Origin of the sequence: Bacillus sp. 7894-2, from assembly GCF_002272225.1 — a bacterium.
Taxonomy (GTDB): domain Bacteria; phylum Bacillota; class Bacilli; order Bacillales; family Cytobacillaceae; genus Cytobacillus.
Map to the genome: position 1 here is coordinate 22,441 of NZ_NPDG01000133.1, position 16,774 is coordinate 39,214.

At 41.8% G+C, this 16,774-nt stretch carries 22 protein-coding genes; 8 read left to right on the plus strand and 14 right to left on the minus strand.

What is annotated here, in order from left to right:
- Positions 1-15: 15 nt before the first annotated feature.
- From CHI10_RS18915 to CHI10_RS18940, 7 genes are all read right to left on the minus strand, one after another.
- Complete coding sequence (locus CHI10_RS18915; protein ID WP_095245737.1) at positions 16-1,191, minus strand: sugar ABC transporter permease; 1,176 nt, start codon at positions 1,189-1,191, stop codon at positions 16-18.
- Positions 1,192-1,203: 12 nt separating this feature from the next.
- The gene (locus tag CHI10_RS18920) at positions 1,204-2,724 is read right to left on the minus strand and encodes a sugar ABC transporter ATP-binding protein (RefSeq protein WP_095245738.1); all 1,521 of its coding nucleotides are present in this window, start codon (positions 2,722-2,724) and stop codon (positions 1,204-1,206) included.
- Between the two features lie 84 nt (positions 2,725-2,808).
- Positions 2,809-3,915: a sugar ABC transporter substrate-binding protein gene (locus CHI10_RS18925; protein ID WP_095245739.1), complete on the minus strand. Its 1,107-nt coding sequence runs from the start codon at positions 3,913-3,915 to the stop codon at positions 2,809-2,811.
- 507 nt (positions 3,916-4,422) lie between these two features.
- Entirely contained in the window at positions 4,423-5,196 is a 774-nt protein-coding gene (locus CHI10_RS18930) for a TerC family protein (RefSeq protein WP_095245740.1), read from the minus strand.
- 133 nt (positions 5,197-5,329) lie between these two features.
- Positions 5,330-6,187 carry a manganese catalase family protein gene (locus CHI10_RS18935; RefSeq protein ID WP_095245741.1) on the minus strand — a complete coding sequence of 286 codons (858 nt, stop codon included), beginning with the start codon at positions 6,185-6,187 and terminating at the stop codon, positions 5,330-5,332.
- Between the two features lie 243 nt (positions 6,188-6,430).
- A complete protein-coding gene (locus CHI10_RS22800) occupies positions 6,431-6,574 on the minus strand; it encodes a hypothetical protein (RefSeq protein WP_286137488.1) in 144 nt (47 codons plus the stop codon).
- Positions 6,575-6,752: 178 nt separating this feature from the next.
- Positions 6,753-7,646: an erythromycin esterase family protein gene (locus CHI10_RS18940; protein ID WP_286137489.1), complete on the minus strand. Its 894-nt coding sequence runs from the start codon at positions 7,644-7,646 to the stop codon at positions 6,753-6,755.
- Between the two features lie 151 nt (positions 7,647-7,797).
- Here CHI10_RS18940 and CHI10_RS18945 point away from each other — a divergent pair, with 151 nt between their 5' ends.
- A complete protein-coding gene (locus CHI10_RS18945) occupies positions 7,798-8,121 on the plus strand; it encodes a DMT family transporter (RefSeq protein WP_095245742.1) in 324 nt (107 codons plus the stop codon).
- 1 nt (position 8,122) lies between these two features.
- Positions 8,123-8,467, plus strand: coding sequence for a DMT family transporter (locus CHI10_RS18950; protein ID WP_095245743.1), 345 nt, complete (start codon positions 8,123-8,125; stop codon positions 8,465-8,467).
- 26 nt (positions 8,468-8,493) lie between these two features.
- Here CHI10_RS18950 and CHI10_RS18955 read toward each other — a convergent pair whose 3' ends face one another.
- Both CHI10_RS18955 and CHI10_RS18960 read right to left on the minus strand, forming a co-directional pair.
- Entirely contained in the window at positions 8,494-9,042 is a 549-nt protein-coding gene (locus CHI10_RS18955; RefSeq protein ID WP_095245744.1) for a GNAT family N-acetyltransferase, read from the minus strand.
- Positions 9,043-9,156: 114 nt separating this feature from the next.
- Complete coding sequence (locus CHI10_RS18960; protein ID WP_095245745.1) at positions 9,157-9,348, minus strand: hypothetical protein; 192 nt, start codon at positions 9,346-9,348, stop codon at positions 9,157-9,159.
- 147 nt (positions 9,349-9,495) lie between these two features.
- Here CHI10_RS18960 and CHI10_RS18965 point away from each other — a divergent pair, with 147 nt between their 5' ends.
- Positions 9,496-9,963 carry an SRPBCC domain-containing protein gene (locus tag CHI10_RS18965; RefSeq protein ID WP_095245746.1) on the plus strand — a complete coding sequence of 156 codons (468 nt, stop codon included), beginning with the start codon at positions 9,496-9,498 and terminating at the stop codon, positions 9,961-9,963.
- Positions 9,964-10,000: 37 nt separating this feature from the next.
- Here CHI10_RS18965 and CHI10_RS18970 read toward each other — a convergent pair whose 3' ends face one another.
- Together CHI10_RS18970 and CHI10_RS18975 are read right to left on the minus strand one after the other, a co-directional pair.
- On the minus strand, positions 10,001-10,204 hold the full coding sequence (locus tag CHI10_RS18970; RefSeq protein WP_035325486.1) for a ChaB family protein: 204 nt from the start codon (positions 10,202-10,204) through the stop codon (positions 10,001-10,003).
- 296 nt (positions 10,205-10,500) lie between these two features.
- Entirely contained in the window at positions 10,501-10,977 is a 477-nt protein-coding gene (locus CHI10_RS18975) for an Lrp/AsnC family transcriptional regulator (protein WP_095245747.1), read from the minus strand.
- 208 nt (positions 10,978-11,185) lie between these two features.
- Between CHI10_RS18975 and CHI10_RS18980 the strand changes: the two genes are divergently transcribed.
- Together CHI10_RS18980 and CHI10_RS18985 are read left to right on the plus strand one after the other, a co-directional pair.
- Complete coding sequence (locus CHI10_RS18980) at positions 11,186-12,127, plus strand: DMT family transporter (protein ID WP_095245748.1); 942 nt, start codon at positions 11,186-11,188, stop codon at positions 12,125-12,127.
- Positions 12,128-12,356: 229 nt separating this feature from the next.
- A complete protein-coding gene (locus CHI10_RS18985) occupies positions 12,357-12,797 on the plus strand; it encodes a cell wall hydrolase (RefSeq protein WP_095245749.1) in 441 nt (146 codons plus the stop codon).
- A gap of 92 nt (positions 12,798-12,889) precedes the next feature.
- On the opposite strand, the gene CHI10_RS18990 is transcribed toward CHI10_RS18985, so the two are convergent.
- The 3 genes from CHI10_RS18990 to CHI10_RS19000 all read right to left on the minus strand — a co-directional run bounded on the left by CHI10_RS18990 (position 12,890) and on the right by CHI10_RS19000 (position 14,591).
- The gene (locus CHI10_RS18990) at positions 12,890-13,711 is read right to left on the minus strand and encodes a hypothetical protein (protein WP_095245750.1); all 822 of its coding nucleotides are present in this window, start codon (positions 13,709-13,711) and stop codon (positions 12,890-12,892) included.
- Between the two features lie 114 nt (positions 13,712-13,825).
- Complete coding sequence (locus tag CHI10_RS18995; RefSeq protein ID WP_095245751.1) at positions 13,826-14,290, minus strand: hypothetical protein; 465 nt, start codon at positions 14,288-14,290, stop codon at positions 13,826-13,828.
- 76 nt (positions 14,291-14,366) lie between these two features.
- Complete coding sequence (locus CHI10_RS19000; RefSeq protein WP_095245752.1) at positions 14,367-14,591, minus strand: DUF3953 domain-containing protein; 225 nt, start codon at positions 14,589-14,591, stop codon at positions 14,367-14,369.
- A 171-nt stretch (positions 14,592-14,762) separates the two neighbouring features.
- Here CHI10_RS19000 and CHI10_RS19005 point away from each other — a divergent pair, with 171 nt between their 5' ends.
- The 3 genes from CHI10_RS19005 to CHI10_RS19015 are packed head-to-tail and all read left to right on the plus strand — an operon-like array spanning position 14,763 to position 16,705.
- Positions 14,763-15,098 (plus strand): PadR family transcriptional regulator, encoded by a 336-nt coding sequence (locus CHI10_RS19005; protein WP_095245753.1) that lies wholly within the window; start codon positions 14,763-14,765, stop codon positions 15,096-15,098.
- Positions 15,082-15,618, plus strand: a complete 537-nt coding sequence (locus CHI10_RS19010; protein ID WP_095245754.1) for a DUF2812 domain-containing protein — start codon at positions 15,082-15,084, stop codon at positions 15,616-15,618. Before CHI10_RS19005 ends, CHI10_RS19010 begins: the two co-directional genes overlap by 17 nt.
- 13 nt (positions 15,619-15,631) lie before the next feature.
- Positions 15,632-16,705: a zinc metalloprotease gene (locus tag CHI10_RS19015; protein WP_095245755.1), complete on the plus strand. Its 1,074-nt coding sequence runs from the start codon at positions 15,632-15,634 to the stop codon at positions 16,703-16,705.
- The last annotated feature ends 69 nt before the right edge of the window (positions 16,706-16,774 follow it).

Sequence of the window (16,774 nt, forward strand, 5' to 3'; positions counted from 1 at the left end):
CAGGAAACTGAAAATCTATCCTCTCTTCTTCCGGGTCATGACATCAAAAATTACAGCCCCGGCCAATACGCCTCCACGGATCATATACTGTAGAGAAACTCCGACACCGAGAAGATTCATGCCGCTTGATAAGGAAGCCATAACCACAGCTCCAATAATAGCACCGGTGATTTTTCCTACGCCCCCCGCAGAAGAAACCCCTCCGACATAAGCAGCTGCAATGGCATCAAGTTCAAATAAAGTCCCTGCTGTAGTGGTCGCTGATTGAAGCCGCGAAGTAAATAATATACCTGAAAGCGCCGCCAGCATTCCCATTGAACCGAATACAATATAAGTAATTTTATTTACATTGATTCCGCTTAAATGTGCAGCTTCCGGATTGCTTCCGACTGCATATACATGCCTGCCAAGCACCGTTTTTGTTGTCAGAAAGTGATAAATTACAACGACCAGAAGCATAATGACCACTGTCCAGGAAAACCCGTTGTATCCTGCAAGGATCCACGTAATATAGGAAATAATAGCAGAAACAAACACTAACTTTAGGATGAAAATCCCATTTGATACTACCTCAAACTGATATTTAATTTTATTTTTACGGGTGGAAATTTCACTGTATATATACATTAATATAGCTAATAACCCCAGTATCAGCGTAAGCAGGTGAAGCCCATTCACTTGCATGAGGGAAGGGATGAACCCGTTTCCGATTGCGTTAAATCCGTCATCCTTGATGATAATAGTCCCTGTTTTCTCTGTTACCTGCAGAAGCGCACCTCTAAAGATCAGCATTCCTGCTAGAGTAGCCACAAAGGATGGGATGCCAAATTTTGCAACTAGAAGCCCATTGAACAGTCCGACAAAAATACCCAGCACCAGAATAACCGGAATAGTGATATAAAAAGGTACTCCCATTCCCGTCAGGAGAATCGCAGCAATGGCCCCCAAAAAGCCGGCAACAAATCCGACTGAGAGGTCAATATGGCGAATCACGATAACCAGCGTCATCCCCACTGCCAGGACAGCGATGTACCCCGTTGAATCAAGCATGTTGCTTATATTTCGTGAAGATATAAACAGCCCGTCAGTCATAATGGTGAAGGTGAGCATAATAACAAACAAGGCAATGTACATGCCATAGTCACGGATATTATCTTTAAATAGCGTTTTCGCTTCGTTAATAAATTCCATTAGATTAACCTCCTATTGCGTAGCAAGCTGCATAATACTTTCCTGATTTGCTTCCTCAATCGACAGCTCGCCTTTTATTTGTCCTTCCGCCATGACATAGACACGATCGCTCATTCCCAGGACTTCACCCAGTTCTGAAGAAATCATTATGATACTCATGCCTTCCGCAATCAATTGATTCATAATCGTATAGATTTCGAATTTAGCCCCGACATCAATGCCCCGCGTCGGCTCGTCCAGAATCAGCAATTTCGGTCCGACAAACAGCCATTTGCCCAAGGACACTTTCTGCTGATTCCCCCCGCTCAAGTTGCCGACAACCTGTTCAAGGGAAGATGCTTTAATGTACATGGACTTTTTATATTCCGCTGTTTCCTTCACTTCTTCGTTATCGTTAATTACTCCATTGACAGCAATACGATTAAGGTTAGCGGCAGAGATGTTGTTTTTAATATCCTGTATTAAAAACAGCCCATCCCCTTTCCGGTCTTCCGTCACGTACGCAATCCCCGACTTGATGGCGTCACTCGGATGCTTCAGCGTTTTAGGAACGCCATCCACCCATAGTTCGCCGTGTAATTTATATGATTTTGGATTTCCGAAAATACTCAGGGCAAGTTCTGTCCTGCCTGACCCCATCAAGCCCGCAATCCCGACGATTTCTCCTTTCTTAACATGGAAATTAACATCTTTTACAACCTGCCTGCCCAGATGCACTGCATACGCAGACCAGTCGCGAAGCTCAAGGACAGGAGCGCCAAATGTTTTGTTCGGCCTCTTCGGATAAATATCTTCAATCTCCCTGCCGACCATGTTTTTAATAATGACATTTTCAGAGATTTCGCCTTTTGCTGCGTCCAGGGTACAAATGGTTTGGCCATCACGAAGCACCGTCGCTTTGTCTGCAATGGAGATGACTTCTTTCAGTTTATGGGAGATCATGATGCAGGTAATTCCCTGCTCTTTAAGCTCACCTAACAGATCCAGCAGATTTTCGCTGTCATCTTCATTCAATGCTGCAGTCGGCTCATCGAGGATAAGCAGTTTCACATCCTTGCTTAATGCTTTTGCAATTTCAACTAATTGCTGTTTGCCAACGCTCAGATCTTTAACAAGCGTTTCAGGATTCACATTAAGCTTAACTTTATCCAGCATTTTTTTAGCTTCAGCAATCGTCCGGTTCCAATCAACGATTCCGCCTTGCTTAATTTCATTGCCCGCAAAAATATTTTCATAGACTGTCAGATCAGGAAATAAGGCAAGCTCCTGATAGATAATGACGATTCCTGCTTTTACGCTGTCGCTGATTTTATTGAATTGCTGCACAGTGCCCTCAAATACAATATCCCCCTGATAGGTGCCATAAGGATAAACGCCGCTGAGTACTTTCATCAAAGTGGATTTGCCCGCTCCATTTTCACCAATTAAACAGTGAATTTCGCCTTTTCCCACCTTGAAATTGACATTGCTGAGCGCTTTAACACCTGTGAATTCCTTGGAAATCCCGTGCATTTCCAAAATATTTTCGCTCATTCTGACTCCCCCCTTAGCCAAAAAGCTATTCAGAAGGAGAAATAGTGATAGACGCCTCTATCACTATTTCTCGTCCATTATTAATTAAAGCCCTGTAAATTCATCTGCTTTATAGTATTCAGAATCAATCAGTTCTTTCTTCACGTTGTCTTTGTCGACAACAATTACATCTGTTTGCTTCGCTTTCACTTCAATCTTCCCGTTATCGTAAGAACCTGTTGTCTCAGGGTCTTTGTCTTCAAGGATTTCAATAGCCATGCCCATTGCATCTTTTACAAGAGTACGAACATCCTTGAATACTGTCATGGATTGCTTTTCATCAATCACATACTGAATGGAAGCTTTCTCAGCATCCTGACCTGTTACAAGGTAGCTGGATACTGCACTGTCAGTTCCAAAAACATCTGCAATGGAACGCGCAGTTCCGTCGTTCGGAGCAAGAATAGCCACATCGCCCTTCATATCGTCAGAAGCAGCTGTCAAATGCGTTTGAGCTTTGTTCTTCGCTTCGTTTGGATCCCAGTTTGTTGTCACCTGGCCAATAATTTTGCTCAGCTGGTCACGGGACAGATCAGCTGTATCTTTCAAAGCCTCAGCTTCGCTTGAGTTCGCAATTTTGAATGTGCCATCTGAAATTTTAGGCTGAAGCACGCTCCATGCTCCCTGGAAGAATAAGAAGGCATTATTATCAGAAGCAGCGCCGGCATATAGGTACAGAGGCACGTCCTTGCCCTTTGCGTTGTCAACTAAATATTGTGCCTGTGCAGCTCCTACTGCAAGGCTGTCAAATGTTACATAATAATCAATTGCATCTGTGTTAGTAATTAAACGATCATAAGAAATGACTTTTACACCATCTTTTTTTGCTGCTTCAACCGCTGCAGCAGCTGCATCTCCATCCTGCGGACAGATAATCAGCACATCAATTCCTTTGTTCAGCAAAGTCTCAACATTTTCTTTTTCCTTAGCTGAAGATCCCTGGCTAAACAAAATTTCAGTTGTATATTCTGTTCCTTTTAACGCGTCTTTAAATCTTTGCTCATCCTGAACCCATCTTGGTTCATCCTTCGTTGGCAATACAATTCCCACACTTACTTCACTGCTGCCGCCCCCAGTGCCCTGGCTGCATCCTGCTGCAATAATGGCAAAAATCATCAGCATAAGAGAAATGACTTTCCACTTTCTTTTCATTCTTTTTCCCCCTTTATAATGGATAAAAATTACTTGCCTACATGAAAATTATATCTTTATTACTAGTCGATGAAAGCGTTATCACTAGCACTCTTTTAATATTATCTGTAAATTTTTATTCTTCCAATTAATCATGGATTCCGCTGGTTATCCTTATGGATACTGACTGAAGGATCTTTCTTTCCAGACGAAGGCTCCCTTCGTCCGCCGAATTCTTTCAGACAAAAAAATGGCAGCCTTCAAAGGCCGCCTGTGTAAAAAGGCCCCCACGAGAGCCTTTTGCCATATTAAGATTTCAGCCTGCCAACCAGTGTCTGCAGCTGTTCAGCTCTCAAGCTAAGATGTTCAAGCTGATGCAGCAATTTCTTCTATAGAAGATAACTATTCTTCAGATGATGCAGCCACATTTTGCGACGCTGCAGATGATTCCTTTGATATCATAGCTATATTTTTTCGTCTGCTCGGCACACAAAAAATGCGCTAATCCAAAGATCAGCGCATTAATATTTATAAAGCTTCACCCTCCGTTTGTTTCTTACCCGGAGCAAACCACCCAAGCAGTGCAATGGCCACCAGTACGCCATAGAAGACGATTGTCCAGCCTGTACTATGAGGAAAATGATGATCAAGGACACCAATATCCTCATGGGCAAGTGTGATAACAGCAAGCTTGACACCAACCCAGGCGACAATCGCATAAGCAGTTGTTTCCAATGCGGGCCGTTTGCCAAGCAGCTTCACAAACCAGGTTGCCGCGAACTTAATCAGGATCAGTCCGGCAATCCCGCCAAGCACCACTACAATAAACTGGCCGCCATCCATGCCGCCGAAATCGTCAAGCGGTGAATCCGGCAGTCCAAGTGCCAGTGCAACAGCCGCAAGAATCGAATCGATGGCAAAGGCAAGATCGGCTAATGCAATCTTTCCTACTGTAGGCCAAAATCCTTTCCCGGCCGCTTCTTCCTTCACATCCTCGCGAATATTTTCATTTTCTTTCCCGAACTTGGCCTTAATCACATGTTTTAAACCAAGGTATAATAAGTAGGCAGCTCCGATCGCCTGGATCTGCCAGACGTTTGCAATAAATGAGATGGCAAAAAGCGCACCAAACCGGAAAACAAATGCCATAATGATTCCATAATTGATTGCCCTTTTCTTCTCATCTTCCGGTAAATGCTTGGCAATGACTGCCAGAACAAGGGCATTGTCCGCTGACAGCAAGCCTTCCAGTCCAATTAGTATTAATAATGCCCAGGCATACTCGAGCCAAATAGACTCCATCCACGACACTCCTTTCAGGAACAAACAAGTTCTTCATTGATTCGATAACTATAGATTCCCCAAAAATGCTGGAGGAAACCTTAAAAATTATATAATAAAATGGCGTCCTATATTCAGGACGCCAGTGGAAAAACTAATTATTCAAATCAAAAAGCCCCGGCGCATGCTCATTCGGCATGTCAGGCATTTCTGGGACAGGATAGCCTTTTGGCGGTTCTACCACAGCAAGGTCCCCGCCATTTCTGCTTGGAGTGGTTCCTTGAAAAATTTCACCTATCCGGGTATCATCAAGCCTGAAATTAAACTGGGCATTATGGAAGCCCATTTCAACGTACTTACGGCATTCAGGGTATTTATTTAAATCATAATTAGGTATCGGGAATATTTTGCCCCAATCAACTCCCATCGTTTCCAGTGCTTTGGCAAAGGCATTTTGATGGGCATTATCCCGGACAATCAGGAAAGCAATCGTCTCTCTAAGCGTCTTATTGCTGCTCATCTCGTAAATCCTTGATTTTTGAAGAACTCCTGTGGATTCAAGAACCACATTATTCAGGAGGTTCGCCACCAGGTTTCCATGATCATATACCCAGGAGCCATTCCACGGGTTTCCGCCAGCATCGACTGGAAGAGATGCCTTTGCCCCAATAATAAAATGATGCGGATTCGCTCCACCCTGGATGACATCATCCAAAGGGGCTCCATCTGCAGCCTGATTGCCGGGCATGTCCCCTCCAGCTTCATTGAGAAGCTGATTAATTGTGGATTGGACCAGCTCCACATGGCTCAGTTCTTCCAAAAATACGCCTCTTATCAGATCGCGGTATTGCTTCGCCTTGCCTCTGAAATTCGCACTCTGGAATGAAAACTGCATCAATGTCCGCATTTCACCAAACTGTCCGCCTAATGCCTCCTGCAGCACTCTCGCCGCATGCGGATCCGGTTTATCAGGTACAATCATGTTGATTAAATCTTCTTTATAAAAGTACATGGATCATCAGTCTCCTTTTACTAAACATTCTTCATTAGAATGCCTGACTGGCGGCCCATTATTCATCCGGTATTGATGTCCCGGCACTCATTTTTCAGGGAAAGCAGTACCTGCATTAATAAAAAATTAAGTCACGAGGAAAAATAAAGTTACGGTAAACCAGCCCTCAACCGCCGAGTACTCCCCTTTTTATATGTATTCACTCGTCGGATTCATAGCCGCCATGACCATATACTCTTGCCCTCACTCATCCCTTCTTCGTTCTAAATAAACGGGCGGCTGCACCTTTCTGCAAAAAAAGATGCCGTCATAATGCTTTTGAGGATAAATGGAAATCGGCAGCTGTCCCATCATCCCGGCCTCAAGGAGCTGCCATCTTCGCTTCATCCAATTGCGCTCCGGCAGTCCTTTATCACATAAAGGCACAAAGCTGTCATGCCGGCAAGCCTTCATAAGCAAACTTTCCAAATGCTTATTTTTGGAGGCGTCAATGTAAAAACGAACCCTTAGGAGGGAAGCAAACTCACCCTCTCCTGCATAAAACCCTAGTGAATAAACTTTATCACTATCCGCTGCTCGACAGGAGCTGTCCGACAGTCGTAATTCCCAAAAGGCTTGAAGTCAGTGTTTTGCTTTTTCTAATATGAAAATTATGAGCCCAGACAATGACCTTTTCACCCTTGAAATGCTCTTCTAATAACCACTCCAGATTGTTGAACATATTTGTTCCCCGCATGACACCAGATGCCATCCAGCTTTTTGTATTGATTTCCAGCCACTTCAGCCGATTTTTCAGCCCTTGTTCAATAACCTTCAGGATCTCTTCTCTTTCCAGATCAGCTTCACTCACTCTGCTTGCAAAAAACTCCAGGCACAATTGGTATAAACCCATGCACATTCGTATCTTTTCTTTGACCACTTTTGGTATTTTGGATTGTCCTCTAATCTCCTCATCGATTTCAAAGAATACGGTTTCTGCCCGATTGATTGAAGAAACCATTTCTTCGTCAGTGTGGAGTTTGAGCCAGTCCAGCATACGATGAGAGACCTGCTGATATGCAGGCTGAATATCCATTCCTGAAATATGAAGGCTATCCGCCCAGGACTCCCGAAATAAAGGAAGCATCTCTTCGTTATGAAAAATATCAAGAAGACTGTGCTGAATTTGTTCTTTAGCAGGAAGGTCTTTCAACAGACTTCTGCTTAATACCGCTTCAAGCAAACCACTCTCCAATACAACAGCCTTAAATCCATGGACCTTATGCAAATACTTAATCATATTCACTTTGGTTTTATAAAAATCTCCGATTCCATGGCTGCTCTCTCCCAGCATAACAATCCTTTTCCCCTCAACATATCGATCCATACAGGAGAAATCAAATGGATCTGTTATTTCACAGCTCTTGCCGGCTATTTGATCTATCCAAAGTGATTTTGTTTTTCGAGTTATGAAGTTCATTTACAAGCCTCCAACTTAGGTCCCAATATGACTATACCTATTAATACGATTTGGAAATAAATTGGTTTCACCTATTCATATACTTGGCAAAAGGAGCCATCGAAAAGGTAAAATAAATTGAAACCATTCGCAGAAGAAACGGGGAGACTATATGATTGCCTATTTTCTTTTAGCATTAGCCATTGTAAGTGAAGTGGCTGGCAGCTCCTTGCTTAAAGCAGCAGACGGATTTAAAAAGCTCCTGCCATCCATTGGTGTAATCATTGGATACAGTGTCGCTTTTTACGCGCTATCTTTATCGTTAAAAACGCTGCCTCTCGGCGTAGCCTATGCAATTTGGGCCGGCCTCGGGACCGTGCTGACTGCCTTAGTCGGGATCTTTATCTACAAAGAGAATGTAAATGGCAAAAAGCTTCTGGGATTGGCTTTGATAGTCGGCGGCGTCATCTTATTGAATAGCGGTGGAGGCCAATAGTATGAGAGGTTATGTATTCTTAACAATTTCAATCGCTGGAGAGATTTTTGCCACTACCATGCTCAAATTGTCGGATGGATTAACTATGCTCCTCCCATCTGCAGGAGTCGTATTTGGCTATGCACTTTCATTTTATTGCTTATCATTATGTCTTAAAACCGTTCCATTAAGCCTGGCTTACGCCATTTGGTCTGGGGCAGGGACTGCGTTAACTTCTTTGATAGGCGCCATTATTTGGGGAGAAGCTTTCAGCAGCCTTAAGATAGCCGGCATCATGCTGATTATTGGGGGTATCATTGTATTAAATTCATCTCACAGTGCCGAAACAGCAGAAAAGCCTTCATGATGAGGCTCTTTTTTCACATAAGCTCATTATACAGAAAACAACTCATGAACCCTGACACGCCAAGTCATATGATGAGCCCCGTCCCCCCAATAATTCTTAAACAAATAATCCGGTTCTCCAAACTTCTTTTCCCATATCTTTTGTGATTGTTTATAGCCTGAATCCAGGCAGAACTCTTCCACACCTTTATTCTTTAGAGTTAAATACATTTCAGTTAGCAATTGATTGCCTATGCCTGAATTCTGATAGTCAGGATGTACAAATACTGTTCCCACTTCATAAAGACCGCCGAGTGCTCCTTCTGTACATTTGTTTATGAGCTCACTTGCAGGGCCGTATTCAATCGTTCCAATAATCTTCTCACCAGCTAAGGCAATTAAAAAAAATCTATCTTTGCCGCCGCTTAACAGATCATGCTGCAGATAACTATTCTTGGCTTCTATCTCTTTTTCCCTGTCTTCGTGCAGATCCCCTATACCTTCTTTATGAAATGTATCGGTAATCACTGTTCTAAAGAATTGGTCCAGCTCTTCTCTATCCACTGCCTTTGGTCTTCTTATCTGGACTTTAAACATATTAAACTCTCCCTTGCAGCCTTTTCTCCTTTATCCTGCCTTGAATAATCAAAGTGCCCCCTTAAATCAGGAGGCACTCTATGAACAACAGCTCTGTTGCGGACCTTATCTTATTCAGTCACCGCCTCCACCGCAGCCGCCTCCATCTCCTCCAAAACTACTACAATTATCCGAGCTGCTGCTATAATCTCCTATAAAATGATGGGAGGAGGAATCCCCGCTATCATAAGTACGTTTTGATGGTTTGGAACCACTAATACCAATCACGATAATAAGAAGCAAAACCATAATAATTATTCCTGACATGTCCATCACCCCTTATTTTTATATACGGATGAGGGTTTGGTTGGTTTCAGAAAATTTACAATATTTTTCCCTTTATTAAATTCCAGCAAGCATTGCCGAAAAAACTAGTAAGATGCTTTTGATTAAATAGAAAATGAGGATTTTAAAATGAAAGAAATACTGGTCTACAGATATGAAGATGTCATTCACGCCCCCATTGATCTGGTTTTTAAATACGTGGATGATGATGAAAAAATAAAGCTCTGGAATACCATGCTGATCGAAAATATTTATGACAATGAGGAAAATAAACCAGTCCCGGAGCCTGGGACCAAGTTTGTCACCGTTCAGAAACTGGATAAAAAAATCATCAAAATTGATTCCGAGCTGATCGAATATGAGGCTCCCTATAAAGTGGTTATGCACTCCCATTCCAAAGAAGGATTAAGCATTTCAAGGTACCTCTTATCAAGGGAGCATGACGGGACGCGCCTGATTGTAGAAGCAAGCCTGATTCCGAGCAGCCTCTTTTATAAGCTGACAACCAAACTTTTAGGCTGGACGGCTAAATTTGTGTTTGAAGAGCAATACCAGAACTTGAAGAAATATGTTGAGAATGAAGCGGAAGAAGATTGAAAAAAGGTGTCCCCAAACAAGGACACCTTTTACCTATTTACTCTTCCTTTTCAACCCATTTATCATCATCATTCTTCTCATATTTCTTCTTCACTGCGCTCCAAGCTACCTTAAAGGCCGTTTCTTCTTCGTCATACTCTTCACTTGCAGAATTAAACGCTTCCTTAAAGATTTCCTGGGCGTGATGTGGAAGATTGTCTTTAACGGAGTCTGGCAGATCGCTTAGTTTATCATATGGCATTTTTGTTTCCTCCCCTGCACAAGTACTTATATGTATTTTTCCTGATTATGTTTGTTTTAAACACAGACAAGAATACCCCTTATACAGAAAAGCTAATCGGCTGCCCGTCCATCGCTTAAATCCAATCTTTCACATAAGCCACTAATCCGATCACAGAACCAATTGCTGCGCCAAAAAGTACATAATAACGGGTTTGGAGCTGCGCGAGCTTTTTCGTCAACCTAATCCCTCCTGAACTTTGTTTCCAGATTCTACGTTTTTTTCTGGAAAAGGTTTCAATTTTACCATAAAATATTCTAATCCTGAATCGGCAGCACTGTCGAATCTTTTATTTCCCTCAGCGCAAGGCTGGTCTGTATTTTCGTAATCCCCAATTCATTCAGCTTCCTGATGAACATCTCCAGCCCCTTGCGATCCTTGCACGCCACTTTCAATAGATAATCATACTCCCCTGTTAAACAATGACATTCTAAAACTTCCTTCATGGATTCCAGCGTCCTTTCAAGAGATGCCAGTTTTTCCGCCTGGTGCATATTGGTGCTCATAAACACGAAGCATAATAAATCAAAGCCCAGCTTCTCATGGCTTAGAATAGCGACATGCTCCTGGATATACCCTTCCGCTTCCAGCCTCTTAATTCTCGCATGCACAGCCGGAGCCGAAAGATTCACCCTTTTCGACAGTTCCAGGTTGCTAATCCGCGCATCCTTTTGAAGCAAATCCAAGATTTTTATATCCAGGTGATCCAGTACCCTACTTACAATCGATTCCACTGTCCATCCACCCTTTTCAATTATTCCAAATCCTTTTCAAATCACATGCCAAAACTGAATTTTTTATATTAATAATCTAATATACTTTTAATTATTTTGAATTAACTTTATTATACAAAATTATCTTTTGTTTAATATAAAAAATGTTAAACTTATTCATATAAACAATGTCATTGTGCACAATGGCTCTGAAAAGGGGCTAAATGACGTGAAATATTATCTTCTCCTTTTATTAACAAGCTTACTTTGGGGCGGAAATTTTATTGTTGGAAAAACGCTTGTGGACCACGCATCTCCTATTACCTTAACCATTTTAAGATGGACCATTGCCATTATCTGTCTCGTTCCTCTTGTCTGGCATAAAGAGAAACGGCTCCTGCCGCCGAAAAATGCCATCCTGCCATTAGTGCTGATGGGTATTACGGGGGTAGCTTTATTTCAGGCACTGCAATTCATGGCACTGGAAAAAACATCGGCCACCAGCGTTGGTTTAATCTCTACATTAAATATGTTTTCCATTGCTGCCTTCTCTTTCATTTTTCTCAAAGAAAAAATAAACACTCTGCAGCTCATGTCCATGTTCGTTTCATTGTTTGGCGTCCTGCTGGTCCTTTCAAAAGGAAGCCTGGAAATGCTGGTCTTACTGCAGTTTAATATCGGAGATCTTTATATGATAGCTGCAGTCGGCATGTGGGGAATCTATTCAGTCTGCAGCAAATGGGCCATGTCTTTCGTTTCACCAATGATGTCCATTCTTTACTCAGGCATATTTGGCCTCCTGGTGCTCCTGCCATTTGGAACTGCTGATTTCACTGTTACAGATGTCACTGCTTCCTTTCTTTTATCCATTCTGTATACAGGACTAATTTCAACAGTCCTATGCATGGTGCTCTGGAACATCGGGATCAGCCAGCTTGGAGCAAGCACTTCAGGCCTGTTCCTAAACTTTAATCCGATTTTCACTGCCATCTTAGCTTTTATCTTCTTGGGAGAGGTCATGAACTGGATACAAGCCACCGGAAGCATCATTGTCATTGAGGGCTGTTTCTTATTCTCGGCACTTAAAACCAAGCCTGGAAAAACACCAATGGGGATTCCTGCACCAGTGTTCAAGAGCGGGACAGAGGGACAGGTTCCTCGTCCTAGTTGAAAGTTCGGGACAGAATACCTGTCCCCTTGTCCCTTTTCACCCAATGTTTTACTTTTCCGCATTTCTCTAACAGACATAGCATATAAATTAGCAGACTTATTAACTCTAATATTTATATATCTAATAAGGGGGTGCTGAACGCGATGCAGTTTGCACCCCTAATTAATATTTTCTTGGGTTAACATGTTTGCAGAATTTCTTAATACAATTCCTTTAGAGGTGATAAAAAGTGCCAAGAGTGCAATATACCGACAGCGATGTGGCTTTAATGGCCAGGATGATGAGAGCAGAGGCCGAAGGTGAAGGAAAACTGGGGATGCTGATGGTTGGGAATGTAATCGTCAACCGCCGAAAAGCTAATTGCCTCGATTTTGAAGGCTTAAGGACCATCCGGCAAGTCATTTTCCAGGTGCAGGGAGGAAATTATTCTTTTGAAGCTGTACAAAAAGGGAATGTCTTTTACAACAGGGCACGAGGTGTGGAAAAGAGATTGGCCAAACAAACCTTAGACTTTTGGAGACAGCACCCTTCCAAGTTTGCTCTATGGTATTTCAATCCGTACGCTGCATGTCCGCCAACATGGTACGATCAGCCGTTCTCCGGACAATTTAAAAAACATTGCTATTATGAGCCTAAGGCCAATACATGTGAAGGCGCTTATATTTGGTGAACATGACCCCCACATTTTGTGGGGGTATTCACATTCCTTAAGGCTGTAATCCAACAGCTTGAATCTAATGATCAAACTAATTACAATTTCCCTTAATCCATTACACACTCTTCTTCCGGCTTCATGTATACCTGCTTCCACTCCGCATTTCCCGCTTTACGGAATTGGGCGATTTCTATGTCGGTCCCATTGGTTAATTCCGCAAAGATAATGCAATAATCCGCTCCGTCCTTACCATGAAAATAAATGCTCTTAATGTACTCATTTCTAATCGTTGGGTAAATATGCTCTATTAAATGGCACCAATGTCCATACTCCACCTCAACAACAGCTTCCCCAACATGGTTCCATCCATGATAAGGCGCACACAGAAAATCCTCCTCTATTCTGCTCATCTCAGAAATCCGAAAACCCTCCTGTTCCTTTACAAGAGTGATAAAACCATAAGAGTAGCCAAAGTACTCAGCATTCTTGCTTTCAGCCCCTACAATCGTTTCAATTTCATAAAAGAATCTAATTCCCCGCCTTCTATCTGGAACTCGGCATAACTTTATTAAACTTGTATGCCCTATCCCGGAAAACGTTTGAACATACCCTTCATAGCTTAATTTATTCTGGTATTCCTGAGACAAAAAGTTATAAGCAATTGGAAATGGAAGTTTTGCCTGGCCTATAGTGCCGCACCCTCTGCCGTATATATTTTCAGCTTCCCGTAAAATACTGAAGTAGTTGAGAACCGTGTCTTCAGGGGTTAAGGTTAATTGAGGAGGAACCTTGATTTGGTCGTGAGTTTTGTCATAGAAGGGAGCAAAGAAATCCCAGTTGCTAAACCTTAGATTTAACGCTCTTAAGCAGGACGGGCGGAAATATTTTTGATGATAGGCTTCTATATCTTTTTGGCTTAGTCTAAACATATTCATCACCCCGATTTCAGTTTATGGGCAATAGAGGGAATGGTGTATTGTGAAATGTGCATCTTGAGATTCCGTTGTGTTCTGACAAACACAGGCTAACTCGGACAATACACCTTAAATTCCACCAATATCCATAAGATACACACCACCCATAAACACAATCCAGATGAAAACCGGCAAACCTAAAGATTTCAAAGCATTTCCCCAGCCGTCGATTTGTTTACGGCGTAAAACAATATCCGTAACAAAAAACAATACAGCTGCAGCTAAACTTAATCCAAGCAAACTTAATCCAAAAAGCAAATGAAGGAGTAAGGAAATATAAAATTCCAGTCTCCTGATTGTATGATTTGATATAAATAAGGCTATGCAGTCACTAATGAAAGAAGTTACTGTGCCATAAACCAAAATCACCGGGAAGCTGTACAGAAGAAAGAAGGGAATGGATAACATAACTCCATGAAAATACTCGCCAGTTGAATTAACTTCTCCGGCAAACGGATCCGCTGCAATCAGACCTAACATAATGGCGAACAAAGACCCTGCTATAGATGCAGTTATTATTTTTCTTGCCAGCATTTGACTGAAATTGTATTTGATATAAAATCATCCCTTTTAAAAAGAATTTTGCAATGATCACTCACATGCGACCTTTTCACCAAGTGTAAAAAGCAACAAAGACAATAAAAAATGAAACAGCAAAATTTAGAACCCCATACTGCTTTCTGCCTTTCATAAACTCATCCGTCCCTATCACCATCACAAACAAGCTTAACAAAAACAAATTAAAGGGCATCCACTCAAAGTTATGAGTAATTAACATATAAAGTGCTAACGGAATAATAACAACAGACAAAACTATTCGTAGTATTTTTATCAAAGACTATCCTCCTGCTCCGCTACAAAATTTTTAAATACCTTCCTAATACATATTAAAAACCAATATTCATCTTCCTTCAAATAAAATTGGAAATTTTTATAGAATTTTTATATCACTTTATGATATATTACTTTTAGATATATCCTAAAGTGATATAAAGTAGGTGCTGGAATGAAATCTTTAGAACAATTAACTGATTCCGTCTTTTATATTATGGCCGCCTTTACTGAGCCACGGCATGGCTATGCAGTGATGAGCCTTGTTGAAGAGATAACACATGGCGAGGTGAATATTGGGCCGGCTTCTCTATATACCATTATCAAAAAGCTGATCAAACAGGAGTATGTTGAGCCATTCGATGATACCAACTCGAGGAGGAAGGTTTACGTACTGACAGAAAAGGGCCGTGAAATTCTTCGAACTGACATTGAAAGGAGAAAAACGATGGTGCACTTTGCGGAAGATGGATTGAATAAAGGGAGAGAGTACAATGAAGAAAACATATAAAATTTCAAATGGACTCGCTTTTTTTGAACAAAAGGATTTACGGATGCTGAGGGAAAAAGCTGCAGAAGGGTGGATGGCAGAATCCTTTAAAGGCGGCCTGTATACATTTACGAAGTCCAACCCGAAAGATGTGATATTCAGTATCGACTATTATGAATTAACACCAGAAGACGAAGAGGAATACTATGAATTATTTGCATCTTCCGGCTGGAAACATGTCTGCTCACATACAGGAATTCATCTGTTTAAAGCAGCTCCCGGCACACCGCCTATTTATAGTGATGCCGCATCTAAAACAGATCAGGTAAAACGATCGTCTAAACCCGTATACATAGTAACTATTGCCTTCTTCCTGTTAACGATTATTACTCTTGCATTCATGAAATTGGCAGACGGATCCCTCCATCTGGCAGGCAAAATAGGATTCTTTATCTCTATTGTTTTCTTTATCCCGATGCTTATGACATCCATGGCGATCTTCATACAGCTGTTAAAAGCACAAAAACTCAGCAAAAACTAAAGGAGAGTTTTCAATGAGTAAAATTTTTACACCTTTTCATACGTGCTTATTAGGCATTGCTCTCTTAATGGGCTTCTCTTTTACTTCCCATGCAGATAAATCCTTCTCCATTGGGTTAGTGGCCGGAAGTGCTTTTATCGTTCTCTTTATCCATGAACTCGGCCATGTCATTGGCGGAAAGCTTGCAGGCTACAGATTTTTATTTTTGACAGTCGGGCCTGTCACAATCGAAAAGAACCCTGCTTTAAAAATAGTACCAAACCAAAGCTGGATTGCCTTTGGTGGATTGGCCAGCTGTTTGCCTTCTGAAATTGACTTAACGAAAATGGTTAAGAAACACAAATGGTTCGTTGCAGGCGGTCCTCTTTTTACTTTACTTGCATTTATAATCAGTCTATTCTATTGGTCTGTAACAAAGGCCGAGATGGCTATGATGCTTACAGCATTGAACTTGGCCATTTTTTTTACAACCGCCATCCCCTTTAAAGGGACGTTTAACTCGGATGGCAGTGTTTTTCTCCTTCTGCATAAAGGCGGCAAAAAGGCAGAGACCTATCTCGCCGGGCTTATCTTATTAAAAGAAATGATGTCACCGCGAAGCCCAAGCGACTGGGATGAACAGTTAATCCAGGAAGCATATAAAACAGAAGCTTCACCCGAGGCCATGACAACCGCATTCCTGCTATTCTACTACCACCTCATGAATGGCCATTATGAGCAAGCCTCAGAGTCAATTGCAGCATTCAAAGAACTTCCTATAAATCGCAAAACAAAATTCCGTCTGCAGTTTGCTTCACATATCCGGCAAATCGACTCATTCCTGTCACCAGAACCCGATCTTACTTTAATAAAAAACCTGCATAAACAGATGTCGGCAATAGATAAGGTCAGCTACAAAAGAAGCGAAGCCATTTTGGCTTATTTAATCGGAAATACAGAAAAGGCATATTCACTTCTTGATGACGTGATGAGGACCTGCAGACAAGGAAGTACACAATACGGTTATTTCCACGCAGAACTAATGCTTACAGGGATAGTCAGAAAACGTATGGACAGCCCTACTGCAAAAGAATGCCGGATAATATAAATATAAAAAAGTGCCTGCACCCACCTGCTGATAAGCAGACTGACACAGGCACTTCCCTGAATTTATTTA

Bases quoted from the DNA above. Each gene is read 5' to 3' on its own strand.
- CHI10_RS18915 (WP_095245737.1), bottom strand. From the start codon at position 1,191: ATGGAATTTATTAACGAAGCGAAAACGCTATTTAAAGATAATATCCGT.
- CHI10_RS18920 (WP_095245738.1), bottom strand. From the start codon at position 2,724: ATGAGCGAAAATATTTTGGAAATGCACGGGATTTCCAAGGAATTCACA.
- CHI10_RS18925 (WP_095245739.1), bottom strand. From the start codon at position 3,915: ATGAAAAGAAAGTGGAAAGTCATTTCTCTTATGCTGATGATTTTTGCC.
- CHI10_RS18930 (WP_095245740.1), bottom strand. From the start codon at position 5,196: ATGGAGTCTATTTGGCTCGAGTATGCCTGGGCATTATTAATACTAATT.
- CHI10_RS18935 (WP_095245741.1), bottom strand. From the start codon at position 6,187: ATGTACTTTTATAAAGAAGATTTAATCAACATGATTGTACCTGATAAA.
- CHI10_RS22800 (WP_286137488.1), bottom strand. From the start codon at position 6,574: ATGAAGCGAAGATGGCAGCTCCTTGAGGCCGGGATGATGGGACAGCTG.
- CHI10_RS18940 (WP_286137489.1), bottom strand. From the start codon at position 7,646: ATGAACTTCATAACTCGAAAAACAAAATCACTTTGGATAGATCAAATA.
- CHI10_RS18945 (WP_095245742.1), top strand. From the start codon at position 7,798: ATGATTGCCTATTTTCTTTTAGCATTAGCCATTGTAAGTGAAGTGGCT.
- CHI10_RS18950 (WP_095245743.1), top strand. From the start codon at position 8,123: ATGAGAGGTTATGTATTCTTAACAATTTCAATCGCTGGAGAGATTTTT.
- CHI10_RS18955 (WP_095245744.1), bottom strand. From the start codon at position 9,042: ATGTTTAAAGTCCAGATAAGAAGACCAAAGGCAGTGGATAGAGAAGAG.
- CHI10_RS18960 (WP_095245745.1), bottom strand. From the start codon at position 9,348: ATGTCAGGAATAATTATTATGGTTTTGCTTCTTATTATCGTGATTGGT.
- CHI10_RS18965 (WP_095245746.1), top strand. From the start codon at position 9,496: ATGAAAGAAATACTGGTCTACAGATATGAAGATGTCATTCACGCCCCC.
- CHI10_RS18970 (WP_035325486.1), bottom strand. From the start codon at position 10,204: ATGCCATATGATAAACTAAGCGATCTGCCAGACTCCGTTAAAGACAAT.
- CHI10_RS18990 (WP_095245750.1), bottom strand. From the start codon at position 13,711: ATGTTTAGACTAAGCCAAAAAGATATAGAAGCCTATCATCAAAAATAT.
- CHI10_RS18995 (WP_095245751.1), bottom strand. From the start codon at position 14,290: ATGCTGGCAAGAAAAATAATAACTGCATCTATAGCAGGGTCTTTGTTC.
- CHI10_RS19005 (WP_095245753.1), top strand. From the start codon at position 14,763: ATGAAATCTTTAGAACAATTAACTGATTCCGTCTTTTATATTATGGCC.
- CHI10_RS19010 (WP_095245754.1), top strand. From the start codon at position 15,082: ATGAAGAAAACATATAAAATTTCAAATGGACTCGCTTTTTTTGAACAA.
- CHI10_RS19015 (WP_095245755.1), top strand. From the start codon at position 15,632: ATGAGTAAAATTTTTACACCTTTTCATACGTGCTTATTAGGCATTGCT.